The organism is Sphingobium sp. B10D7B, assembly GCF_025961955.1.
GTDB lineage: Bacteria > Pseudomonadota > Alphaproteobacteria > Sphingomonadales > Sphingomonadaceae > Sphingobium.
In genome coordinates this window covers 3421077-3443556 of sequence record NZ_JAOQOQ010000001.1, presented here as the reverse complement: position 1 = coordinate 3443556, position 22480 = coordinate 3421077, and the positions used below count along the sequence as shown (strand labels likewise).

The window sequence follows — 22480 nt, the reverse complement described above, 5'->3', positions numbered from 1 at the left end:
TCGGTGGCAGCGCGACAAAGCCAGGGAATGCGCGCCAGATAGTGGTTACGCTTTGGTAAGGCGTACACTCTAGTCGTGCCCCATCATGTCGGGTGTCTGGATATCGACAGCGCTCAGCGCCATGCTGGCTTTGCTTCTCATATGGGGAGCGACGACGGACCTGCGCAGCCGAATCATATCCAACCGACTCAATCTGGCCATCGCGCTGCTCGCGCCCTGCTGGTGGTGGGCCAATGGCCTGTCCTTCTATCCTGACGTTCTGCTGCAAATCGGCCTGGCCGCCGCAGTTTTCCTGCTGTTCACGGGCTTGTTCGCGCTCGGCATGATGGGCGGGGGCGACGTCAAGATGCTTGGCGCGCTGGCCTTGTGGCTTCCGCTGGCGGCAATGTCGACCCTCATCATCGTCATGGCGCTGATCGGCGGCCTCGTCACCATCGTGACCGTCGTCCACCACCGGACGACGCGCCGAATCGGCCAGCCGGAGATCCCCTATGGCGTCGCCATCGCGCTCGCGGGCCTTTGGGTTCTCGGCGAACGCTATCTTAACCATTTGACTTAATGATCACGCGAATTGGGGCCGGGGGTGGCTCCGCCGACTGGAGGCGAGTTTCGAAATGGAACCGAAGAAGATCGCGCTGCTTGCTGGCGCGTTGATCATAGCGGTGGCGGCGGCGTTTCTCGCCCGATCCATGTTCACCAGCGGCGGGGGATCGCCACAGGCAACGGCATCGGCCATGCCGGATACCGCGCAGATGCCGCATGTGCTGGTGGCCACCAAGCCGCTGCCGGTCGGGACGATCGTCGGGCCGGATGCCTATCGCTTCCAGCCTTGGCCGAAGGAACTGGTCGAGGACGCCTATTATATTCAGGGGAAAGCCGACGAGGCCCAGATGGTCGGCGCGGTCGTGCGCACCGCCATCGCGGCAGGCCAGCCGGTCACGCAGGGATCGCTGATCAAGCCGGGCGACCGCGGCTTCCTCGCCGCAGCCCTCAGCCCCGGCATGCGCGCCGTGACAGTGCCTGTCTCCGTGCAGAGCAGCGTTGCCGGTTTTGTTTTCCCCGGTGACCGCGTCGACCTGGTGCTCACGCAGAGCGTGCCCGGCGGCGGCGACGGCCCGCCCCTCAAGGTCTCAGAGACCATCCTGCGTAACCTGCGCGTGCTGGCGACCGATCAACGCACCAACGCACTCGACGAATCGGGCAATCCGGTGGTGCGGACATTCTCCAACGTGACCATGGAAGTCACGCCGCGCATGGCCGAAAAGATCAGCGTCGCCCAGACCGTTGGCGCTCTGTCGCTGGCCCTGCGCTCGCTGGCGGACAACACGCAGGAGTTGGAAGCCGCGCTGGCCTCCGGCGACATCGATGCGGTGGATGCCGAGAATGGCGGCAACACGCTGATCACCGCCGCGCGGCCGGTCGATGGCCGCTCCACCTATTCCACCGGTGCCGACGTGTCGCGCTACCAGCGCAGCACCGTTCCCGCCAAACCCATCGACCCCTCGGGCGCGCCGTCCGGCAATGGTCCGATGGTGCGCGTGGCGCGGGGGACGGCCGTCACCAATGTCGAGCTGGGGAGCAAGTGAGATGAACAGCCCGTCCAGGCTCCGTATGGCGCGCACCGCGACCGGCGTTCTTGCCACCGCGCTCGCCCTGACCGTCAGCGCTACCGTTGCGCCCGCCCTTCATGCCCAGGCGACCATGGCGCCCAAGACGGACGGCACGCTGCTGCTGGCCGTTGGCGAAAGCCGGGTCATCAACCTGCCGGCCAATCTCACCGATGTGGTGATCGCCAACCCCAATGTGGTGGATGTGCATGTCCGCTCGCAGCGGCAGGTCTATCTGATCGCCAAGGCATCGGGCGAAACCAACGTGTTCATCACCGCGCGTGATGGCAAGATGCTCTACGCCAATGCCGTGCGGGTGGGGAACAACATCACCAGCATCGACCAGATGCTCCGCCTCGCCATGCCCGAATCGGATGTGCAGGTGAACACCATGAATGGCATGGTGCTGCTCACCGGCACCGTTGCGGCGCCGGAAGACGCAGCGGAGGTCCAGCGGCTCGTCCAGGCCTTCTCGGGCGCCGACACCAATGTCGTCAGCCGGCTGCGCACCGCGACGCCGCTGCAGGTCAACCTGCAGGTCCGCATTGCGGAAGTGAACAAGAACTTCACGAAATCGCTCGGCTTCAACATCCTGACGCAGGATACGACAGGCGGCTTCCAGTTCGGCATCGGCCGGGGCAACCCCGGCTCGCTGGCGACGGGCCAGTTCAACGTCATCGAGAATGGCACGTCCATGGCCTTCGCGGGCAATCTGCTCGGCCTCAATGTGCTCAGCACGCTTGATCTGGCTGAAAATCAGGGCCTGGCGGTGACGCTGGCCAATCCGAACCTGACGGCGCTCTCCGGCGAGACGGCGAGTTTCCTCGCGGGCGGCGAGGTGCCGATCGCCATCGCAACCCAGCAGCAGGTCAGCGTCGAATATAAGCAATATGGCGTCAGTCTGGCATTCACCCCCACGGTGCTCGCCAATGGCCGCATCTCGATGCGCGTGCGGCCCGAGGTCTCGCAGCTCGACAGCAGCTCCGCGGTGCGCGTGAGTGGGTTCGACATTCCCGGCATCCAGACCCGCCGCGCGGAGACGACCGTGGAACTCGGCTCGGGCCAGAGCTTCATGATCGGCGGCCTGCTCTCCACGGCGAGCGGCAACACGATCGAGAAGACGCCGTTCCTGGGCGACATCCCCATTCTTGGCAATCTGTTCAAGTCGCAGAGCTACCGGCGTCAGGAAACCGAGCTGGTGATCATCGTCACGCCCTATCTCGTGCGCCCGGTCGACGCGCGCCAGATCGCGCTGCCGACTGACGGTTATCGCAATGCCGATGACGCGCAACGCATTCTGGGCGGGCAGATCCAGGACGGCAGATCCGGCGACGCCCGGCCCACGCCGCAAGCCCTGCCCCCCAAGACGGTCGAGCAGGGCAGCGTCGCCGCGCGCTCGGGCAATGCCGCACCCGGCTTCAGCTTCTGAGGTGGAAGGACGAGAGATGATCAAGACAAGCTTCTTCCGCACAGCCGGCACCACAACCCTGCTGGCGCTGGCCCTCATTGGCCAGTCCGCCGATGCCCGCTCCCGCGAGGTCAATCGCGGGGTCGAGCCAGTGCATCAACCGGTCGTCGAGCGCACCGATTTCGTCTTCGACCTGAACCCGGACGGCGCAGGCACGCTCAGCCGCATGGACGAGCGCCGGTTGACCGTCTGGTTTAACGCGCTTGGCCTTGGCTATGGCGACCATGTGACGCTCGCCGGCGATACCAGCGGCTCGCTGGCACTGCGCGATGGCGTGACGCAGGTCGTGGGGCGCTTCGGCCTGCTGGTGGATGGCGAGGCGCCACTGACGGCAGGCGCACCGCCCATCGGCGGCCTGCGCGTCGTGGTCAGCCGCTCGGTCGCCAGCGTGCCGGGCTGTCCGACATGGCGGGACAAGGCGGAAGCCAATTTGAGTGGCGGCCTGAGCGACAACTATGGTTGTGCCATGGCCACCAACCTCGCAGCCATGGTCGCCGATCCGCGCGATCTGGTGGAAGGGCGCGAGGGCGGCCTGGACGTCACCAACGTCGTGAACAGCAAAGCCATCAAGACCTATCAGGAGACGGCCCCGACGGGCGCCGGCGGCCTGCAGGGCATGTCGGTGGGAGGCAAGTGAGATGAACGCACCCTGGAAAGCCGGCGGACCGCATGGCCGCGATGCGTTTCACGCCTATGTCTGCGACGATCATAGCCTTGAGGTTCTGCGGACAGCGGTGCAGGAGATGGGCTGGCCCACCGAGAAGCTCTACAAGGGCGGGCTGCGCAATGCCGTGCAGTCGCTCTCGATGTCCGCAAGCCCCAACATTCTCTTCGTCGACCTCTCCGAATCGGCCGACCCGCTCACCGACATCAACAGTCTGGCGGAGGTCTGCGAGCCGGGCACGGTGGTGATTGCCTCGGGGCAGGTGAACGACGTGCGCCTGTACCGCGATCTCGTCGCCAGCGGCCTGCAGGACTATCTACTCAAGCCGCTCGCCGTCGACACCATGCGCGACATTCTCACCGGCGCTCAGGCGGTCTTCCTGACGCCCAAGGCCGAGGTGGCGAGCGAGCGGGCGCACATGATGGTGTCTGTCGTTGGCGCGCGCGGGGGCGTCGGCGCCTCCACTGTCGCCACGTCACTCGCTTATCTCACCAGCGCGCGCGGCAAGCGCTCGACGGCCCTGCTCGATCTCGACGTGCATTTCGGCACCGGCGCCCTCGCGCTCGATCTCGAACCGGGGCGCGGCCTCACTGATGCCGTGGAAAATCCCAGCCGCATCGACGGGCTCTTCATCGAGCGCGCGATGGTCCGCGCCAGCGAAACGCTGGCCGTGCTCTCGGCCGAAGCGCCGATCAGCCAGCCATTGCTGACCGATGGATCGGCTTATTTCCAGCTGGAGGAAGAGCTGCGGTCTGCTTTCGAATGGACGTTCGTGGATATGCCGCGTGGCATGTTGGTCCAGCACCCGCATTTGATCCATGAATCCAGCGCCATCGTGCTGGTCACCGACTTCACGCTCGCGGCGGCCCGCGATACCATCCGCATCCTCTCCTGGCTCAAGACGAACGCCCCGCAATCGCAGGTAATCGTGGCCGCAAACAAGGTGCAGGTCGGCGTCGCGGAGATCACCCGCAAGGACTTCGAGCAGAGCATCGAGCGGGCCATCGACGTGGTGCTGCCCTATGACGCCAAGGTCACCGCCCAGGCGGCCAAGCTGGGCAAGACGGCAGCGGAAAGCGGCCGCTCCAGCAAGCTGGGCCAGGCCTTGCTCGATCTGAGCAACCGACTGAACTCGGCCGACCTCGCCGAGACGGGTGCCAAAGGCAAGAGCGGCGGATCGCTGATCGGCCGGCTGCTGGAGGTGAAGATTCCGGGCAAGGCGAAAAAGAAGATGGATGCCGATTCTGTCCCGGGCAACGACTGACGCGATGCCAGCGCCTGCGAGCAAGACGTAACTGGATGAGACCCTGATGAATAGCCAGCTTCTCCTGCTGATCCTGCTCGCGGCGATGGCGATCGCCTTGCTGGTCATGGCCCTCTCCGGGCCGTCCGCCGACCGTGTCGGGAGCCGCCGGATCGCCGCCATTCGTGGGCGCCATGCGAGCAGCGAGAGCAACCAGATCGAAGCGCGGATGCGCAAGGCGATTGCCGCGCGGGGGCTCGATCAGGGGCATCTGTTCACATCGCTGATTCCCAACCCGGAATTGCTCGCCACTCGGCTACGCATGACGGGCAAGAAATGGACGCTCAGCCAATATGTCACGACGTCCGTCGCGCTGGCGATTGCCGTGCTCGCCATCATGGTGCTGCGCGATTATTCGTTTCTTCTATCGGTGCTCGTCGCGACCGCGATCGGCTTCGGGATTCCGCATTTCGTCGTCGGTCAGCTGATTGCGCGGCGGGTCAACAAGTTCACTACCAATTTCCCTGACGCGCTCGACCTGCTCGTGCGCGGCCTGCGTTCTGGCTTGCCGGTGGGCGAGACAATGATGGTCGTCAGCCAGGAAATCCCCGGGCCGGTGGGTGAGGAATTCAAGCTCATCACCGAGCGGATCAAGATCGGCCAGTCGATGGACCAGGCGCTGCAGGAAACCGCCGCCCGCCTCGGCACGGCGGAATTCAAGTTCTTCTGCATCACCATCAACATCCAGCGCGAGACGGGCGGCAATCTGGCCGAAACGCTCGCCAACCTCAGCAACGTTCTGCGCCAGCGCGCGCAGATGAAGCTGAAGATTCGCGCCATGTCGTCCGAATCCAAGGCATCGGCCTACATCATCGGCGCTCTGCCCTTCATCGTCTTCGGGCTGATCAGCTGGATCAACTTCAAATATATGTCGGCCTTTTTCATCGGCGATCCCAATGGCGTGTTCGGCCTCAGCCTGATGCAGGTCATCGCCATCGGCGCGATGATGTGGATGAGCATCGGTGTGTTCATCATGGCCAAGATGATCAGCTTCGAGATCTGAGGGGAGCGCGCGATCATGCAATCCACCGGCGCCACGCTCTTTGGCCTCACCGCAGCCGATCTCGGCACCTTGCTTGCCGCCATGGCGACCTTCGCCGTGCTGGTCGCGCTCTACGCCGCTACGACCGTGCGCAACCCGATGGGTCGGCGACTGCGGGCGCTGAACGATCGCCGCGAGCAGCTCAAGGCCGGCATCATCGTTGCCCCGTCCAAGCGGCGGACCAAGATCGTCCACCAGAGCGACACGACGGACTGGATGCAGCGCTTCCTGTCCTCGCTCAAGGTGCTGCAGGACGATCAGTTGCGGGATGCGCAGAAGAAGCTCGCCCAAGCCGGCATCCGCTCCAAGGAATATGCTATCGCGGTCATCTTCGCGCGGCTGGTGCTGCCGATCGCCGTGGGCGGCTCGGCGGCTCTGCTGATCTACGGTCTTGACCTCTGGCCGCACTGGGGGCCGCTCAAGAAGTTCGGCGCCTTCGCCGGGGCCCTGCTGCTCAGCTACAAGGCGCCGGACCTCTATGTCGGCAACAAGGTCACCAAGCGCTCCGATGCGATCCGCAAGGGTATTCCCGATGCGCTCGATCTGCTGGTGATCTGCGCCGAGGCCGGCCTGACCGTAGACGCCGCCTTCGCGCGCGTCGCCCGCGAACTGGGCTCGGCCTATCCCGAACTGGGCGAGGAATTTCAGCTCACCTCCATCGAGCTCTCCTTCCTCACCGAGCGGCGCATGGCCTTCGAGAATCTGGCCGAGCGGGTGGATGTCGAGGCGCTCAAGGGTGTCGTCACCACGATGATCCAGACCGAGAAATACGGCACGCCGCTGGCCTCTGCGCTGCGCATCCTCTCCGCCGAATTCCGTCATGAGCGCATGATGCGCGCCGAGGAAAAGGCGGCGCGCCTGCCGGCGATCATGACCATCCCGCTGATCCTGTTCATCCTGCCGACGCTGTTCGTCGTCATTCTTGGCCCGGCAGCCTGCTCCATCAAGAAAGCGTTGCTGTAACCTCAGGTTACATCGCGGGCCGCCTTGCGGTCAGGCCGTCCCTGCGCCACTAGGGCCAGAATCGCCATTCGGCACGGACTATCAGGAGACCGTCATTGCCCGCTCAGATCATCACGCCGGTCATCCTCTCGGGAGGATCGGGCACGCGGCTCTGGCCGGTCAGCCGCAGCGAGCATCCCAAGCAATTCATCGCTCTCACGGCGCCGGAAACCATGTTCGAGCTGACGCTGGGCCGGGTGGCCGGTCTGGAACGCAGCGCGCCGCCGATCGTCGTTGCGAACGCGGCCCATGCCGAGATCATCCGCAAGCAGGCGGGACCCGAGCTGACGCTGATCCTCGAGCCGAGCGCCCGCAACACGGCGCCCGCCATCGCGCTGGCCGCGTTGGCTCTGGAAGAGAGCGACAGCGCCATGCTGGTGATGCCGAGCGACCATGTGATTACCGACGTCCCGGCTTTTCACGCCGCCATCGAGCGCGCCCGGCCGCTGGTCGCCGATGGCTGGCTCGTGACCTTCGGTATCGAGCCGACCGCACCGGAAACCGGTTTTGGCTATATCGCGCTCGGGGACGAACTGGCTGCGGGCGTCAACACGGTCAGCCGCTTTGTCGAAAAGCCTGACGCGACGCGCGCCGCGCAGATGCTCGCACAGGGCGGGCACGTATGGAACGCCGGCATCTTCCTGTTCGGCGCCCGTGACTTTCTGGCCGCACTGGCGACGCACCAGCCCGCGATGCTGGCCGCTGCGCGCGCGGCGATGGCGGCAGCCACCCGCCAGGGCGCCGCGATCCTGCCGGATGCCGCAGCCTTCGCGCAATGCCCGTCCGACTCGATCGATTATGCCGTCATGGAACGGGCAGACAAGGTCGCCTGCGTCCCGGTCAGCATGGGCTGGTCGGACGTGGGGAGCTGGGATGCGCTTTACGACCTTGCCGACAAGGATGAGGCGGACAATGCCCTGCAGGGCGCCGCCTATGCCATTGATGCCAAGGGCTGCCTGATCCGCAGCGATGGCCCGGCGGTGACCGTGGTCGGCGCGGAGGACCTGATCGTCATCGCGTCGGGCGACGAGATCGTCATCCTCCCGCGCGGGCGCTCTCAGGAGGTCCGCAAGGCTGTCGCGGCGCTGAGCGAGCGGTCGGGGCGGTCATGAATCGCGCCCGCCCTCACTGGCTGCGGGCACTGCTGATCGTCTTGGCGTTGATGATCGTCCTGCCGGTTGTCGCGCAGTTCGTGTAGAGCGGCAAAGGGCACTTCCAAGCGCAACACGCTCGTGGCAAGGCGGCCCCACGCAGCAAGGACAATCCGATGACCGACAAGCCCACCATCCTCGTCACCGGCGGCGCCGGCTATATCGGCAGCCACGCCGTGCTGGCGCTGGTTGATGGGGGATGGCCGGTCGTCGTGGTCGATAATCTCACCACCGGCTTCCGCTGGGCCGTGCATGAGAAAGCCGCGTTCGTGGAATGCGATATCGGCGACGCCGCGTTCATGGAAGGCGTGCTGCGGCAGCACGGCGTCAAAGGCATCATGCACTTCGCCGGCTCCATCATCGTCCCTGAATCCGTCGAGAATCCGCTCAAATATTATCGCAACAACACCGCCAACAGCCGCGCCCTCCTCGAGGCCGCGGTGCAGGCCGGCGTGCGGCACTTCATCTTTTCCTCCACCGCCGCAACCTACGGTATTCCCAAGGAAAGCCCGGTGCGCGAGGACAGCCCAAAGCAGCCGATCAATCCCTATGGCATGTCCAAGCTGATGACCGAGATCATGCTGGCGGACGTCGCCGCGGCCCATCCGCTCAATTTCTGCGCGCTGCGCTATTTCAACGTCGCCGGCGCGGACCCGCAGGGGCGGTCCGGCCAGTCGACGGCGGGTGCGACCCACCTCATCAAGGTCGCGGTGGAAGCGGCGCTGGGCAAACGCGAGAGCGTCGCAGTGTTCGGCACGGATTTCGACACGCCGGATGGCACCGGGGTGCGCGATTATATCCATGTGAGCGATCTGGCTGCCGCGCATGTGCTGGCGCTTGAAGCGCTCATGGCCGAGCCGGAGCGCAATCTGACGATGAACTGCGGCTATGGTCGCGGCTTCTCGGTGCTCGACGTGCTCGACGCCGTGGACCGGGTCACAAACCGAAAGGTCGAGCGCCGCATCGAAGGCCGCCGCGCTGGCGATCCGCCGGCGCTCATCTCCGACAACAGCCGCATCAAGGCCACCCTGCCCTGGCAACCCGCTTATGCGGATCTCAACACCATTGTCGATCACGCGCTGGCATGGGAGCGCAAGCTGTCGGACATCCGCGGCGACAGCTGAGCGGTTCAGCGCCGGCGCGGCGGGGTAGCCCAGTTCGCGGCGAAGTCTGAGGGTTTCTCCGCCAACAACGCCTCGCCCAGCCGGGCGGCCTTGCGGGCAAGAGCCTCGGCGCGTTGGTGCGCCAGGGCTGCGAGTTGCGCCGCCGCAGCGGGGTCGGACAGCAATCCATCATCCTGACGCAGGCGCGCGATCAGCATGTCGAGATCGTGCCGGTCGCCCAGTAGGTCGCCGAGACGGTCGGTCCTGGCGAGGCGCCGCTTCGCGAGGTCCGGGTTCAACCGGCTCAGAAGGCGGATATGCTGGCCGTGATATTTGACGTGCTTGCGCCATGCATGACTGGCTTGCGCAGCAGCGGGCGTTCCGCTGACGGCCTCGAGCGCGCGCATCGCTTGCCGGGCCTGCCGATACGTCTTGCGCAAGCCCGGCAGGATCGCGTCCTCGCCCCGCGCGGTGAGCGCCCATGTCGGCGCGCGGACGCGGGCTGCGAGCAACGGCGCCCGACATGACTCGATCTGCTCGGCCATAGCCCCGGCAGCACCATGCCCCGGCGCTGCCCAATGTGAGCGCAGCATCGCCCAGTCCTGGCGCGCCTCGTCCGCATCGATCAGGCTATCCAGCGTCTCGATCAGCACCTCGCTGTCCCGCGCGCCGGAAAGCATTGCTGCGATATCCCGGAAGGCGGCATTTTCGGTTTGATAGGCTGGAAAGGCGGGGCGGACGAGCCGCAGCAGGCCGCGCATCGCCTTGCAGGTCCGCCGCAGCTGATGAACGATCCGCGCGGGCGGCTCCTCAACGCCGCGAATGAGAGCGAGCGCTTCATCCAGCCGCTCGCAGGCGATCCGGCGGAAACCCTCCTCCACGGATGTACCGGACGATCTGAACCGAAACGGCATGTCGCGCCCATCCCCCTGATGACGGGCCTGACGCTAAAGGCTCGGGGCAGGCTGGTCCAGCTAGGATGCTGCGGGAGCCGGCCGCGCAGGCCCTGCGCGCAGCCGCATGACCGCTCGCCAGCCGAGCAGTGCCGCCACGATCCCCCCATAAATCAGCGGCGAGCGCGTATCGGCCTTCACCAGCAGGAAATAGTGCACCACGCCCATGATGGCGATGAGGTAGACAAGCTGGTGCAAGCGCCGCCATGCGCGCACGCGCATCTTGCGCCGGATGCGATTGGCGGAGGTGATCGCCAACGGGACCAGCAGCACGAAGGCCGCCATGCCGATGGTGATATAGGGCCGCTTGACGATATCCGCGACGATGAACGACCAGCCGAACTGCTGGTCCACCGCCACATACATGATCAGATGCAGCGCCACATAGGCAAAGGCCCACAGGCCAATGCGGCGGCGATAACGGAGTAGCGCCGGCATCTTAAGCAGCTTGGCGAGCGGACTGATCGCCAATGTGACGCACAGAAAGCGCAGGCCCCACAGACCCAGCTCGCGCAACACATATTCGATGGGATTGGCCGTCAGCCCATCGGTCAGGCCCTGCCAGACGAACAGCAGTAGGGGCGCCACGCACAGCAGCCAGATCAGCGCCGAGATCAGGCGATCGCGCGTCTTCCTGGTCATGCCGTCAGTAAAGCTTCTTGGGGTTCATGCCGCGATAGAGACTCGCAACCTGATCGCCATAGCCATTGAACGGCAGCGTCTTGCGGCGCAGCAGCTCGCCGATGCGCCGCTCACGCGCCTGCGACCAGCGAGGATGATCCACATCTGGGTTCACATTGCCGTAAAAGCCATATTCGTCAGGCGCGAGCATCTGCCAGCTGGTGCGCGGCTGGCGGTCGGTTAGCGTGATCCGCACGATCGACTTGATGCCCTTGAAGCCATATTTCCACGGCACGACCAAGCGAATGGGCGCGCCGTTCTGGCGGGGCAGCAGGCGGCCGTAGAGGCCCACCGAAAGCAGCGTGAGAGGATTCATCGCCTCATCCAGCCGCAAGCCTTCACGATAGGGCCAGTCGATCACGTTCCGGCGCTGGCCGGGCATCTGCTTGGGATCGTTGAGGGTCTGGAAAGCCACATATTTAGCGCTACCGAGCGGCTCCACCTCGCGCAGCAGTGCCGAGAGCGGAAAGCCGATCCATGGAATGACCATCGACCAGGCCTCGACGCAGCGCATCCGGTAGATGCGCTCTTCCAACGGAAAGCGGCGCACGATGTCCGAAATATCGAACTTGCGCGGCTTCTGGCACAGGCCATCCACGGTGACGGTCCAGGGCGCGATTCGCAGGCTGCCGGCATTCGCCGCCGGGTCGCTCTTGTCGGTGCCGAACTCGTAGAAATTATTGTAGGTTGAGACGTCCGCAAAGGGCGTCAGCGTCTCGTCGATCTTCATCTTGTTGGGCGAGAACTTTACCGTCGCGGGCGCATCCGCCGCCATCGCCGCCGGCGCGATCAGTCCGGCGGCGCCGATGCCGGCCATCCCGGCAATGAACTCGCGCCGGCGCAGATACAGCGCTTCATCGGTGACGTCGTTTTCGGTCAGGTCGGCAGATTGACGGATAAGCATGGCAAGACTCTCCTGCCCCCAGAGCCGGAACAATGCCTGCCCTTGCCTGCATGTGCAATGAACATGCCCATGGCCGAAGGGGCAATAACCCCTCCCGCCAGACGCAAAAGCCGGTTTCCATCCGCCGCACCAGCCTCTAGGGGCGCAGATCATGGATCATTTCGCTTACAAGGATGGCGTGCTGCACGCCGAGGACGTGCCGATGGCGGCGATTGCCGAGGCCGTCGGGACACCGGTCTACATCTATTCGCGCGCCACGCTGGAGCGCCATGCCCGCGTGTTCCGCGAGGCGCTGGCCGGCCTGCCCCGCAAGCACATCGCCTTTGCCATCAAGGCCAACCCCAATCTCTCCGTGCTGCGCGTACTGGCGCGCGAGGGTTATGGCGCGGATATCGTCTCGGGCGGCGAGATGCAGCGCGCGCTGGCGGCGGGGATGCCGGCCAAGGACATCGTCTTCTCCGGCGTTGGCAAGACCCGCGCCGAGCTGAGCGCGGCGCTGGAAGCCGGGATCGGCCAGTTCAACATCGAGCTGGAGGAGGAAGGCGCCGTTCTCGCCGAGATCGCGGCCGCGATGGGCAAGACCGCCGATGCCGTGCTGCGCGTCAACCCGGATGTCGATGCCGGCACGCACGCGAAAATTTCCACCGGCATGAAGGAAAACAAGTTCGGCGTCGCCATCGATCAGGCGGGCGGCATCTTCGAGCGGCTCTGCGCCCTGCCCGGCCTCAACCTGCGCGGCATCGCCACGCATATCGGCAGCCAGTTGTTCGACCTCGCCCCCCTTGAAGCCGCCTATGGCAAGATCGGCGCGCTGATGGGCGAACTCCGCGAGGCCGGCCACACCATCGACCGTATCGATCTGGGCGGCGGCCTCGGCGTGCCCTATGAGCGTACAAAGGTGCCCCCGACGCCCGCCGATTATGGCGCGATGGTGGAACGGGCGACAAAGGACTGGGACGTCACGCTCTATTTCGAGCCGGGCCGCGTGATCGTCGGCAATGCCGGCGTGCTGCTCACCCGCGTCATCTGGGTGAAGCCCGGCGTCATTCGCCCCTATGTGATCGTCGATGCGGCCATGAACGACCTCGCCCGGCCGGCCATGTACGATGCCTTCCACGATTTCGAGGCTGTCGCGCCGACCGGCGAGCGGATCGTGGCCAACATTGCTGGCCCGGTCTGCGAGAGCGGCGACACCTTCGCCATGGCCCGCGATATCGACGTGGTGAAGGCCGGCGACCTCGGCATCTTCCGCACCGCCGGTGCCTATGGCGCAACGATGGCGAGCACCTACAATTCGCGCGCGCTGGTGCCCGAAGTGATGGTGGATGGCGACCAGTTCGCCGTCGTTGCCGACCGCATCATGCCCGAGGCGATCATCGCCGCCGAGCGCCTGCCGGATTTTCTCAAGGACTGAGCATCGGCCGCAAGGGGCAGACGGACGGGCCAGGACCGGCTAGGAGAGCGCCATGCACAGCCTTCCGCTCTTCGTCACGCTGTCGGGCCAGCCGGTCATCCTGCTTGGCACCGGGGAGGCCGCCGACGCCAAGCGCCGGCTGATCGAGCGGGCCGGCGGCGTGCCGGTTGCGGACGAGAATGCCACTGCCCGCATTGCCTTCGTGGCGCTGGAGGATGAAACAGCCGCTCAAGCCGCCGCAGACCGGCTCAAGGCACGCGGACTGCTGGTCAATGTCGTCGACCGGCCGGCGCTGTGCGATTTCACCACGCCCGCCATTGTCGACCGCGATCCGGTATTGATCGCCGTTTCCACAGGCGGCGCCTCCTCGGGGCTGGCCGCAGCCTTGCGCCAGCGGCTGGAGACGATCCTCCCGGCCCGGCTCGGCGCCCTCGCCAGCGCGCTCAATGCCGCCAAGGTCGCAATGCGGGAGGCCTGGCCCGATGCCCGCGACCGCCGCCGCGCGCTTGGCGAGGCGCTGGCGCCGGGCGGCATGCTCGACCCCTTCGGCACGCCTGCGGTGGACCCGTGGCTGGAAGCACGCATCGCGCCGGCCTCCCGCGCCGTACATGTCATCGCCTTGCGCTCGGACGACCCGGATGACCTGACGGTTCGGGAAGCCCGCACGCTGGGCCAGGCAGACCGCATCCTGTTCGCCCCCGACACCCCGCCCGCCATTCTTGCCCGCGCCCGCGCCGACGCGGAACGCCTGCCGCTCAGCGCGGAAGAAGCCCCGCCCGAACTGCCGGGGCTGACCGTCTGGCTCGTCCCGGCCGAGGATTGATAGGCCTTTCCGCCGTCAGCGCCGGGAATACCGGCTCAGGAGATCGTTCATGACGTCACATCCCTCCGCCCCCGCAGCCTCGCCCGCCGTATCGGTCGCGCTCGATGCCCGCGCCGCACTTGGCGAAGGGCCACGCTGGCACGCAGCCGAGCGCCGGCTTTATTGGGTGGATATCCTGCGCAATGAACTGCACCGCTTCGACCCCGAAACGGGCGCCGACGAAATGCGCGCCTTCGCCCAGCCGGTCGGCTGCTTCGCCTTCCGCGCAGCCGGCGGCTTGCTGCTGGCGATGAAGGACGGCCTCACCATTCTGGCCGACTGGAGCTCCGAGCCGCAGCCCTTTGGCGATCAGATTCTCTCGGACAAGCCGGACCTGCGCTTCAATGATGGGCGGACGGATTCGGCCGGGCGGTTCTGGGTGGGCAGCGTCAACATGGCCAAGAGCGCACATGACGCCGCGCTCTATCGCGTCGGCACGAACGGGACGATCGACCTGATCGAAAGCGGCATGCTCACCTGCAACGCCGCCGCCTTCAATGCGTCGGGAACGACCTTCTGCCACGCGGATACCCCCAGCCACGCCCTGCGCGCCTATGATGCCGATCCGGCGAGCGGCACGCTCTCCAACCGCCGCATCCTTCACCAGTTCGAGCACGGCACCGGGCGCCCCGATGGCGGATCGTTCGATGCGGAGGGTTGTTACTGGAGCGCCCTGTTCGAGGGTGGCCGGGTGGTGCGGCTTTCACCCGAAGGCGAGTTGCTGCAGACGGTGACACTGCCGGTCAGCCGACCGACCATGATCGCATTTGGGGGTGATGATCTGTGCACCGCTTATGTCACCACGGCGCGGGCAGGGCTGGACGAGACGGCACTGGCGCGCGAGCCGCATGCGGGCGCGATTTTCCGCTTCCCCGTCGATGTGCCGGGTCTGCCCGAGCCGCCCTTCGGCGGCTAAGCCTAGGCTTTGTTGGCTCGCTTGGCGAAGCGGGTCACGAACACCGGTGGGCTGGTCGGGTAGCAGGCCTGTGCGAGCGGCAGCGCCGTTTCGCATACGGCGCACTGGGCGCTGAGCCGTCCGACATACCATTGGGTGCTGGCGCAATCGGGACAGTGATTGAGCTTGCCTGGCTCGTAGCGCGCGCCAATGGCCGTGCCATCGAATGGTTTGACGTGAATGCCCGGGTGACGAACGGCAGAGCTCAAAGCCTGCACAGGTGAATGCGCCATGTCACGATCCTTCCGGCGATGAAAACGTCCCGCGCGTTCGCGGGTTCCTGCCTATGCCAACGGCTCGGCGCATCCTGTCTCTTGTCGGGACGATTTCCCGCGCGCGCCTGATCGCGACCTGCGACGGGGTGCGACCCTTGCCCCCGACAGCGGGTCGATCCGCGCAATCCCCCCTCGCCTCTGCCCTAGAGCGGGGCTATAAGCGCCGGGATGATGACCGACCCCCGGACACGCCCCTTCTCCAAGGACAATCATGTCAGAGCATAATCCCGGCCTGCGCCCGTGGCGCGACATTGCGCGGCGCAAATGCCGCCAGATCATGGTCGGCAACGTGCCGGTCGGCGGCGGCGCGCCGGTGACCGTGCAGACGATGACCAACACGCCGACCCACGATGCGAAGGCGACGATCGACCAGATCCGCCGCTGCGAGGAGGCCGGTGTCGACCTCATCCGGGTTTCCTGCCCGGACGTGGAGAGCACGGCGGCGATGAAGCAGATCGTCCGCGCGGCCAAGGTGCCGATCATCGCGGACATTCATTTCCACTATAAACGCGCGCTGGAAGCCGCCGATGCGGGCGCGGCCTGCCTGCGCATCAACCCCGGCAATATCGGCTCTGCCGCGCGCGTGAAGGAAGTGGTGGATGCCGCCAAGGCCAATGGCTGTGCGATCCGCATCGGCGTGAATGCCGGCAGCCTCGAAAAGGATCTGCTGGAAAAATATGGCGAGCCCTGTCCCGAGGCGCTGGTGGAGAGCGCGCTCGACCATATCAAGCTGCTGCAGGACCAAGACTTCCACGACTATAAGGTGGCGGTGAAGGCGAGCGACGTGTTCCTGGCCGTCGCGGCCTATATGCAGCTTGCCGACGCGGTGGACTGCCCACTGCACCTTGGCATCACCGAAGCCGGCGGGCTGATCGGCGGCACGGTGAAGAGCGCGATCGGCATCGGCAACCTGCTCTGGGCTGGCATCGGCGACACGATCCGCGTCTCGCTCTCGGCCGAGCCGGAAGAGGAAGTGCGTGTCGGCTATGAGATCCTCAAGTCGCTCGGCATCCGCACGCGCGGTGTCCGTGTCGTCTCCTGTCCAAGCTGCGCAAGGCAGGGCTTCGATGTGATCCGCACGGTCGAGGCACTGGAGAGCCGCCTTCAGCACATCAATACGCCAATCTCGCTTTCCGTGCTGGGCTGCGTGGTCAATGGCCCCGGCGAAGCGCGGGAGACGGACATCGGCCTCACCGGCGGCGGCAATGGCAAGCATATGGTCTACCTCTCCGGCGTGACCGATCACCACATCAACGATGCCCAGATGATCGAGCACATCGTCGCGCTGGTGGAAGCCAAGGCGGCCGAGATCGAAGCGGCCAAGCTTGAGGCCGAAATGAGCGATGCTGGCAATGCCAGCGCCGTGGCGGCCGAATGACCGACCGGCCCGACATGGCCCCCTCCGCGCCGAGCCGTGATCTGCGCGCTCCGCAGACGCAGGCTGCCTCGCGCGTCACCGGCGCCAGCGCCACGGGTGCGGTAGCAACCGGTGCGACGGCAACGGGGGCCTCCGCGACCGGCGCAATTGCGGTCGGCGCTTTCGCATTGGGTGCCTTGGCCATGGGCGCGATTGCGATCGGCACGCTCGCCATCGGGCGGCTGCGCATTGGCCAGGCCCGGATCAGCCGGCTGCGGATCGACACGCTGGAAATCGGAAATGCCATTCGCACCGGGGAGACGCCTCGCCGGTGAGGCTCGCAGTCTCGGCGTCGGCCGTAGCGCCCCCAGCATGCCGAAAAACCGGGGACTCTTGACGCCGAGTCCCTGAAAGAGGATTGTCGCCGCGCGGAACATTTCGGGCACGGCGCGTGCGTGACCCCGCCGCGCCGGACGAAGGAGTGAGTGGCAATGGCAAGTCGGGCACCGATGAATCGGACCCCCGAATGGCAGGCGATGCTGCGCCGGAGCCTCATCCGCATCGGCACCTTTGCTGGCTCGGTCGGGCTGTACGCGCTGGCGCTGTTTCTGCTGCTGGCACTGCTCAGCTACAAGGTGAGCGACCAGGCGCTGAACACCGCTGCCGGGCCGGAGACGCGCAACCTGATGGGCGTCGCCGGCGCCTGGGCGGCAGACATTCTCTTCACCTTTGCCGGCCTGCCCGCCTTGCTGTTGCTGCCCTTCATCCTCGTCTTCGCGCGGCGCCTGTGGGCCGATGCGGACATGAGCGGCTGGCAGGGGCAGATCGCTAAATGCCTCGGTGGCCTGCTGCTCATCGGCACGGGCCTGTGGATCGCCCAGCCCGAACCGCTGGTCGGGCTGCCGGCCCGCTGGGGCGGCGTCATCGGCTTCCTGTTCGCCCACGGCCTCACGGCCCTGACCGCGCGCCTCGGCGAAACCACCGACCTCATTCTGCAATGGCTACTGCTGGCGGCGTTCATTGCGTCCGGCCTGTGGCTGTGGGTCCGCAGCCTCGCGCTCGAAAAGCCGCTTTGGCATCTCGCCCGCCCCGCCCTGCCGCTGCTCTCCAGCCTTGGCTCCTTGCGAACGGCGAAAGCTGGCAGCCTGGATGTCGCCGAGCCCGAACGCGACCCGCACCCCGAACGCGAGGCGGAACCACGCCGCCCGGTGGACACCACACCCCGCCAGCCGATCACCATCCAGTCGCCGAGCAGCGCCGCCATTCCCAAGGCGTTCGGCCCCGTCTCAGGACAGGAAGATCTGTTCGGCAATGGCGCGCTGCCCTCTCCCGACCTGCTGTCGCCCGCGCCCGCCAGCGCGGTCAGCAAGATCGACCGGCCGGGCCTGGAGCGCAATGCGCGACTGCTGGAAAGCGTGCTCGATGACTTCCACGTCAAGGGCGCGATCACCGAGGTGCGCCCCGGCCCCGTCGTCACCATGTATGAGCTTGAGCCAGCCCCCGGCATCAAGGCCAGCCGCGTCATCCAGCTCGCCGACGACATCGCCCGCAACATGTCCGCGCTCTCGGCGCGCGTCGCCACCATTCCGGGGCGGACGGTGATCGGCATCGAGCTGCCCAATGCGGACCGCGAATCCGTGGTGCTGCACCAGCTCATCACCAGCCAGCAGTTCGCCGAGCAGAAGGGCGGCCTGCCCATCATCCTCGGCAAGAACATCTTCGGTGAGCCGGTGATCGCCGACCTCGCCGGCATGCCGCATCTGCTCGTCGCGGGTACGACCGGCTCGGGCAAGTCGGTCGGCCTCAACACCATGCTGCTCTCGCTGCTCTACCGGATGACGCCGGACGATCTGCGCCTGATCATGATCGACCCGAAGATGCTGGAACTGAGCATCTACGACAACATTCCGCATCTGCTCTCCCCGGTCGTCACCGAGCCGGCCAAGGCCATCCGCGCGCTCAAATGGGCGGTCGAGCAGATGGAGGATCGCTATCGCATGATGGCCTCCATCGGCGTGCGCAACCTCGCCGGCTATAATGAGAAAGTCCGCGGCGCCCGTGCCAAGGGCAAGTCGCTGGGCCGCCGCGTGCAAATCGGTTTCGATGAACAGACCCGCCAGCCGATCTACGAGGAGGAGGAGCTGGATTATCAGCCCCTGCCGCAGATCGTGGTGGTGGTCGACGAGCTGGCCGACCTGATGATGACGGCCGGCAAGGAAGTCGAATTCCTGATCCAGCGCCTCGCGCAGAAGGCGCGCGCCGCCGGCATCCACCTCATCCTCGCGACCCAGCGCCCCTCGGTCGACGTCATCACTGGCGTCATCAAGGCGAACCTGCCGACCCGCATCAGCTTCTTCGTCACCTCGAAGATCGACAGCCGCACCATCCTGGGCGAGCAGGGCGCCGAGCAGCTGCTGGGCAAGGGCGACATGCTCTACATGGCGAGCGGCAAGGGCCTGATGCGCGTCCACGGGCCGTTCGTGAGCGATGATGAGGTGCGCGGCGTCGCCGACCATTGGCGCTCCAAGGGCCAGCCGGATTACATCTCCGCCGTCACCGAGGAGCCAGAAGATGGCAGCTTCGCGCTCGATGGCGTCGATCTCGGGGATGACAGCGCCGATGCCAAGCTGTTCCGCAAGGCCTGCCAGCTCGTGTTCGAGAACCAGAAGGCCTCGACCAGCTGGCTCCAGCGCCAGATGCGGATCGGCTATAACAGCGCGGCGCGCCTCATTGAGCGGATGGAAAATGAAGGCATGGTCGGCGCGCCCAACCATGTCGGCCGCCGGGAAGTGCTGCGCGACGAAATGGGCAATCCCAAATAAGAGCGGTCCGTTGCCCCGCCCCCGGGCGCGGGAACGCGCTGCGGCGCGCGGCATTCAGTGGATATTCAACGGCAGGGACCTATCCGGGCGCGATGATCAGACTTCCCAAATTCACTCGGCGTTCCGCCATGCTCTCTCTGATGCTCAGCGCGCTCGCGGCACCGGCCTTGGTGCCGGCGAGCCCGGTTGCTGCGCAGGCCGCGCGGTCGAGCGATCTGGCGAGCGTCAGCACGGCGGTTCGCGGCATCACCACATTGAGTGGCGACTTCACCCAGACCGACCGCAACGGGCAGGTGCAGAATGGTAAGCTGCTCTGGAAGCAGCCGGGCAAGATCCGGTTCGATTATGGCGCCGGCGATCTGCTCATCGTTGCCGACGGCAGCTCGCTCTACATGATCGACTATCAGGTTGCGCAGGTGCAGCGCTGGCCGATCCGCAATTCACCGCTCGGCGCATTGCTCGACCCCAAGCGCGACATCACCCGCTATGGCAAGATCGTCGATACCGGCGATCCGCGCGTCGTCTCAGTGGAAGTGCGTGACCCCCAGCACCCCGAATATGGCGTCATCACGCTCATCTTCACGCGCAAGGCAGGCGTGCCGGGCGGGCTCTCGCTCTATGGCTGGGTGGCGCTGGATGCGCAGGGCAACCGCACCAACATCCGCCTGAGTAACCTCAAATATGGCGCGCCCATTGCCGATTCGGCCTTCCGCTGGCGCGACCCGCGCGGAACCCGCGGCCCGCGCTGATCCGGCCGCGAAACCGGCGACCGGCCGCGCCGCCCCGAAAGGGGCGGACGCGGTCGCGATGATCTGAAAAGCTGGATGCCCCGCGAGGATTCGAACCTCGATTGACGGAGTCAGAGTCCGTAGTCTTACCTTTAGACGACGGGGCAAGAGCGGGCGCAGATAGGGCGCGGACTGCCTGCGGTCAAGGCGATTTTCCACCCTCATCGTTCGGAGCATGGCAGCCACCTTGCGTCGCCCGCCACGCACGTCTAGCGTGGTAGCAAGTCCCGGCGGAAGTCCCGCCGGAAGAGAAGGTCAAGAAGTCATGGCGCATAAGGCGACGCCCGCGCCGCGCATGGGGCAGGAGCCCGGCACACTAGTGTCCGCCGGGAGCGCGAAACAGAAGGCGCGATCCTTCAATCGTCCGCTGCCGCGCGGCAATCTCGCTGCGCTCGACCTCGGCACCAACAATTGCCGCCTGCTCATTGCGCGGCCGGATGGCGACCGCTTCGTGATCGTGGACGCCTTTTCCCGTATCGTGCGCCTTGGCGAAGGCCTTTCCGCCACCGGGCGCCTGTCGGACGCCGCGATCGACCGCACCTTGTCCGCCCTCTCCGTCTGCGCCGAGAAGCTGCGCCGCCGCCGCGTGGTCCTGGCGCGCTCTGTCGCGACCGAAGCCTGCCGGCAGGCCGAGAACGGGCGCGCCTTTGTCGACCGGGTGCAGCGCGAAACCGGGATCATGCTCGACATCATTTCGCCCCGCGAGGAAGCGCGGCTTGCGGTCCTCGGCTGCAAGGCGCTGCTGGAACGTGGCGAAGGCCCGGCGCTCATCTTCGACATCGGCGGAGGCTCGACCGAGCTGGTGCTGCTCGATGGCGATGGCGATCAGTTGCGCATCGTCGATTGGCACAGCGCGCCGCATGGCGTCGTGTCGCTGGCGGAAGCTGTGGCGGGCCATGGCGACACCGCCAGCGAGCGAGCCGCCGCCTATGCCGAAATGCTCCGGCGGATGCGCGAGGCTTTTGCCGCCTTTGCCGAGCGGCTGCCCAGGGACGTGCCGGTGCGCCTGCTCGGTACGTCCGGCACCGTCACCACGCTCGCCAGCGTTCACCTGGGCCTGCCGCGCTATGATCGCAAGGCGATCGACGGGCTGACCGTGCCGGCCGATGCCATGCGGGATATTGCTGGGCGCCTCTCCACCATGAGCATAGCGGAGCGCATCGCCCAGCCCTGCATCGGCGACGAGCGCGCCGATCTGGTGGTGGCGGGCTGCGCCATCTTGGAAAGCATTCTCGACATCTGGCCGGCAGACCGGCTGGGCGTCGCCGATCGCGGTATTCGCGAAGGGATTCTCCGTGCGCTGACGGACAGCGCCTCAAGCCGGGACCTGGGATAATGGCCAGAGGTGACAAATCTGTCGGCACGCGCGTGCGCACGGCACGCGGGCGCACGGCCCAATCGACGCGCTGGCTGCAACGCCAGCTGAACGACCCCTATGTGAAGCGGGCCAAGGCGGAGGGCTATCGCAGCCGCGCCGCCTACAAGCTGCTGGAGCTGGACGAGAAGTTCGGCCTGCTCAAGGATGTCCGCCATGTCGTCGATCTGGGCGCAGCGCCTGGCGGCTGGACGCAGGTGGTGCGAAAGGTGCTGCCCAAAGCGAAGGTGGTGGGCATCGACCTCTTGCCCATCGAGCCGCTGCCCGATGTGACGCTGCTCCAGATGGACTTCATGGCAGACGAAGCGCCCGATCAACTGATCGCGGAGCTGGGCGCCGCGCCGGATCTCGTCCTGTCGGACATGGCGGCCAACACGGTCGGCCACCAGCAGACGGACCATCTGCGCACCATGGGCCTGGTCGAGGCGGCCGCCGATTTCGCGATGCAGACCCTGCGGCCCGGCGGCGCCTTCGTCGCAAAGGTCTTTGCCGGCGGGACGGATGATGGCCTGCTGCGCCAGCTCAAGGCAGCCTTTCGCACCGTCAAGCACGCCAAGCCGCCATCCAGCCGCAAAGGGTCGGTGGAGTGGTTCGTCGTCGCGCAGGGGTTCAAGGGCCGGCAGGCGCCATAAAGACGGTTGTGCGGTTGACCCGGACCGCACAAGGGGACTAGCGCGATCTGGCCTGCCACTGCGCGGGCAAGCAGCGTCGCTCACCCGCATGGACATGCGACCAGACGCCGCGTCGGGCGTTG

At 66.2% G+C, this 22480-nt stretch carries 22 protein-coding genes and 1 tRNA gene; 18 read left to right on the top strand and 5 right to left on the bottom strand.

Annotation, left to right across the window (positions count from 1 at the left end):
- Positions 1-85 precede the first annotated feature (85 nt).
- The 9 genes from M2331_RS16180 to galE all read left to right on the top strand — a co-directional run bounded on the left by M2331_RS16180 (position 86) and on the right by galE (position 9361).
- Complete coding sequence (locus tag M2331_RS16180) at positions 86-559, top strand: prepilin peptidase (RefSeq protein ID WP_181561223.1); 474 nt, start codon at positions 86-88, stop codon at positions 557-559.
- 55 nt (positions 560-614) lie between these two features.
- Positions 615-1586 (top strand): Flp pilus assembly protein CpaB, encoded by a 972-nt coding sequence (cpaB, locus tag M2331_RS16175; RefSeq protein WP_181561222.1) that lies wholly within the window; start codon positions 615-617, stop codon positions 1584-1586.
- A gap of 1 nt (position 1587) precedes the next feature.
- The gene (locus tag M2331_RS16170) at positions 1588-3036 is read left to right on the top strand and encodes a type II and III secretion system protein family protein (protein ID WP_264592428.1); all 1449 of its coding nucleotides are present in this window, start codon (positions 1588-1590) and stop codon (positions 3034-3036) included.
- 16 nt (positions 3037-3052) lie between these two features.
- The gene (locus M2331_RS16165; RefSeq protein ID WP_181561221.1) at positions 3053-3712 is read left to right on the top strand and encodes a CpaD family pilus assembly lipoprotein; all 660 of its coding nucleotides are present in this window, start codon (positions 3053-3055) and stop codon (positions 3710-3712) included.
- 1 nt (position 3713) lies between these two features.
- Entirely contained in the window at positions 3714-5003 is a 1290-nt protein-coding gene (locus tag M2331_RS16160; protein ID WP_181561220.1) for an AAA family ATPase, read from the top strand.
- A 46-nt stretch (positions 5004-5049) separates the two neighbouring features.
- The gene (locus M2331_RS16155; protein WP_181561219.1) at positions 5050-6045 is read left to right on the top strand and encodes a type II secretion system F family protein; all 996 of its coding nucleotides are present in this window, start codon (positions 5050-5052) and stop codon (positions 6043-6045) included.
- 15 nt (positions 6046-6060) lie between these two features.
- A complete protein-coding gene (locus M2331_RS16150; protein ID WP_181561218.1) occupies positions 6061-7047 on the top strand; it encodes a type II secretion system F family protein in 987 nt (328 codons plus the stop codon).
- 95 nt (positions 7048-7142) lie between these two features.
- On the top strand, positions 7143-8198 hold the full coding sequence (locus M2331_RS16145) for a mannose-1-phosphate guanylyltransferase/mannose-6-phosphate isomerase (RefSeq protein ID WP_181561217.1): 1056 nt from the start codon (positions 7143-7145) through the stop codon (positions 8196-8198).
- Positions 8199-8353: 155 nt separating this feature from the next.
- A complete protein-coding gene (gene galE / locus M2331_RS16140) occupies positions 8354-9361 on the top strand; it encodes a UDP-glucose 4-epimerase GalE (protein WP_181561216.1) in 1008 nt (335 codons plus the stop codon).
- Between the two features lie 5 nt (positions 9362-9366).
- Here galE and M2331_RS16135 read toward each other — a convergent pair whose 3' ends face one another.
- Genes M2331_RS16135 through msrP form a run of 3 tightly spaced genes read right to left on the bottom strand, consistent with a single transcriptional unit; the run spans position 9367 to position 11878 of the window.
- Positions 9367-10254, bottom strand: coding sequence for a CHAD domain-containing protein (locus tag M2331_RS16135; RefSeq protein WP_181561215.1), 888 nt, complete (start codon positions 10252-10254; stop codon positions 9367-9369).
- A 60-nt stretch (positions 10255-10314) separates the two neighbouring features.
- Positions 10315-10935, bottom strand: a complete 621-nt coding sequence (locus tag M2331_RS16130) for a sulfite oxidase heme-binding subunit YedZ (RefSeq protein ID WP_181561214.1) — start codon at positions 10933-10935, stop codon at positions 10315-10317.
- 4 nt (positions 10936-10939) lie between these two features.
- On the bottom strand, positions 10940-11878 hold the full coding sequence (msrP, locus tag M2331_RS16125) for a protein-methionine-sulfoxide reductase catalytic subunit MsrP (protein WP_181561213.1): 939 nt from the start codon (positions 11876-11878) through the stop codon (positions 10940-10942).
- Positions 11879-12029: 151 nt separating this feature from the next.
- On the opposite strand from msrP, the gene lysA reads away from it, so the two are divergent.
- The 3 genes from lysA to M2331_RS16110 are packed head-to-tail and all read left to right on the top strand — an operon-like array spanning position 12030 to position 15070.
- A complete protein-coding gene (gene lysA, locus M2331_RS16120) occupies positions 12030-13292 on the top strand; it encodes a diaminopimelate decarboxylase (protein ID WP_181561212.1) in 1263 nt (420 codons plus the stop codon).
- Positions 13293-13344: 52 nt separating this feature from the next.
- The gene (locus M2331_RS16115) at positions 13345-14115 is read left to right on the top strand and encodes a siroheme synthase (protein ID WP_181561211.1); all 771 of its coding nucleotides are present in this window, start codon (positions 13345-13347) and stop codon (positions 14113-14115) included.
- 49 nt (positions 14116-14164) lie between these two features.
- Entirely contained in the window at positions 14165-15070 is a 906-nt protein-coding gene (locus M2331_RS16110) for an SMP-30/gluconolactonase/LRE family protein (protein WP_181561210.1), read from the top strand.
- A gap of 2 nt (positions 15071-15072) precedes the next feature.
- Here M2331_RS16110 and M2331_RS16105 read toward each other — a convergent pair whose 3' ends face one another.
- Positions 15073-15342, bottom strand: a complete 270-nt coding sequence (locus M2331_RS16105; protein WP_181561209.1) for a hypothetical protein — start codon at positions 15340-15342, stop codon at positions 15073-15075.
- A 253-nt stretch (positions 15343-15595) separates the two neighbouring features.
- On the opposite strand from M2331_RS16105, the gene ispG reads away from it, so the two are divergent.
- From ispG to M2331_RS16085, 4 genes are all read left to right on the top strand, one after another.
- A complete protein-coding gene (gene ispG, locus M2331_RS16100; protein ID WP_181561208.1) occupies positions 15596-16762 on the top strand; it encodes a flavodoxin-dependent (E)-4-hydroxy-3-methylbut-2-enyl-diphosphate synthase in 1167 nt (388 codons plus the stop codon).
- Entirely contained in the window at positions 16759-17076 is a 318-nt protein-coding gene (locus M2331_RS16095) for a hypothetical protein (protein ID WP_264592427.1), read from the top strand. Before ispG ends, M2331_RS16095 begins: the two co-directional genes overlap by 4 nt.
- 156 nt (positions 17077-17232) lie before the next feature.
- Positions 17233-19563: an FtsK/SpoIIIE family DNA translocase gene (locus tag M2331_RS16090; protein WP_181561207.1), complete on the top strand. Its 2331-nt coding sequence runs from the start codon at positions 17233-17235 to the stop codon at positions 19561-19563.
- Between the two features lie 140 nt (positions 19564-19703).
- Positions 19704-20312, top strand: coding sequence for a LolA family protein (locus M2331_RS16085; protein ID WP_264573888.1), 609 nt, complete (start codon positions 19704-19706; stop codon positions 20310-20312).
- A gap of 72 nt (positions 20313-20384) precedes the next feature.
- On the opposite strand, the gene M2331_RS16080 is transcribed toward M2331_RS16085, so the two are convergent.
- A tRNA-Gln gene (locus M2331_RS16080) sits at positions 20385-20458 on the bottom strand.
- Between the two features lie 158 nt (positions 20459-20616).
- On the opposite strand from M2331_RS16080, the gene M2331_RS16075 reads away from it, so the two are divergent.
- Complete coding sequence (locus tag M2331_RS16075) at positions 20617-21687, top strand: Ppx/GppA phosphatase family protein (RefSeq protein WP_181561205.1); 1071 nt, start codon at positions 20617-20619, stop codon at positions 21685-21687.
- A complete protein-coding gene (locus tag M2331_RS16070; protein WP_181561204.1) occupies positions 21687-22358 on the top strand; it encodes an RlmE family RNA methyltransferase in 672 nt (223 codons plus the stop codon). Before M2331_RS16075 ends, M2331_RS16070 begins: the two co-directional genes overlap by 1 nt.
- Positions 22359-22480: the final 122 nt, after the last annotated feature.

Bases quoted from the DNA above. Each gene is read 5' to 3' on its own strand.
- M2331_RS16180 (WP_181561223.1), top strand. From the start codon at position 86: ATGTCGGGTGTCTGGATATCGACAGCGCTCAGCGCCATGCTGGCTTTG.
- cpaB (WP_181561222.1), top strand. From the start codon at position 615: ATGGAACCGAAGAAGATCGCGCTGCTTGCTGGCGCGTTGATCATAGCG.
- M2331_RS16170 (WP_264592428.1), top strand. From the start codon at position 1,588: ATGAACAGCCCGTCCAGGCTCCGTATGGCGCGCACCGCGACCGGCGTT.
- M2331_RS16165 (WP_181561221.1), top strand. From the start codon at position 3,053: ATGATCAAGACAAGCTTCTTCCGCACAGCCGGCACCACAACCCTGCTG.
- M2331_RS16160 (WP_181561220.1), top strand. From the start codon at position 3,714: ATGAACGCACCCTGGAAAGCCGGCGGACCGCATGGCCGCGATGCGTTT.
- M2331_RS16155 (WP_181561219.1), top strand. From the start codon at position 5,050: ATGAATAGCCAGCTTCTCCTGCTGATCCTGCTCGCGGCGATGGCGATC.
- M2331_RS16150 (WP_181561218.1), top strand. From the start codon at position 6,061: ATGCAATCCACCGGCGCCACGCTCTTTGGCCTCACCGCAGCCGATCTC.
- galE (WP_181561216.1), top strand. From the start codon at position 8,354: ATGACCGACAAGCCCACCATCCTCGTCACCGGCGGCGCCGGCTATATC.
- M2331_RS16135 (WP_181561215.1), bottom strand. From the start codon at position 10,254: ATGCCGTTTCGGTTCAGATCGTCCGGTACATCCGTGGAGGAGGGTTTC.
- M2331_RS16130 (WP_181561214.1), bottom strand. From the start codon at position 10,935: ATGACCAGGAAGACGCGCGATCGCCTGATCTCGGCGCTGATCTGGCTG.
- msrP (WP_181561213.1), bottom strand. From the start codon at position 11,878: ATGCTTATCCGTCAATCTGCCGACCTGACCGAAAACGACGTCACCGAT.
- lysA (WP_181561212.1), top strand. From the start codon at position 12,030: ATGGATCATTTCGCTTACAAGGATGGCGTGCTGCACGCCGAGGACGTG.
- M2331_RS16115 (WP_181561211.1), top strand. From the start codon at position 13,345: ATGCACAGCCTTCCGCTCTTCGTCACGCTGTCGGGCCAGCCGGTCATC.
- M2331_RS16110 (WP_181561210.1), top strand. From the start codon at position 14,165: ATGACGTCACATCCCTCCGCCCCCGCAGCCTCGCCCGCCGTATCGGTC.
- M2331_RS16105 (WP_181561209.1), bottom strand. From the start codon at position 15,342: ATGGCGCATTCACCTGTGCAGGCTTTGAGCTCTGCCGTTCGTCACCCG.
- ispG (WP_181561208.1), top strand. From the start codon at position 15,596: ATGTCAGAGCATAATCCCGGCCTGCGCCCGTGGCGCGACATTGCGCGG.
- M2331_RS16095 (WP_264592427.1), top strand. From the start codon at position 16,759: ATGACCGACCGGCCCGACATGGCCCCCTCCGCGCCGAGCCGTGATCTG.
- M2331_RS16090 (WP_181561207.1), top strand. From the start codon at position 17,233: ATGGCAAGTCGGGCACCGATGAATCGGACCCCCGAATGGCAGGCGATG.
- M2331_RS16085 (WP_264573888.1), top strand. From the start codon at position 19,704: ATGCTCAGCGCGCTCGCGGCACCGGCCTTGGTGCCGGCGAGCCCGGTT.
- M2331_RS16075 (WP_181561205.1), top strand. From the start codon at position 20,617: ATGGCGCATAAGGCGACGCCCGCGCCGCGCATGGGGCAGGAGCCCGGC.
- M2331_RS16070 (WP_181561204.1), top strand. From the start codon at position 21,687: ATGGCCAGAGGTGACAAATCTGTCGGCACGCGCGTGCGCACGGCACGC.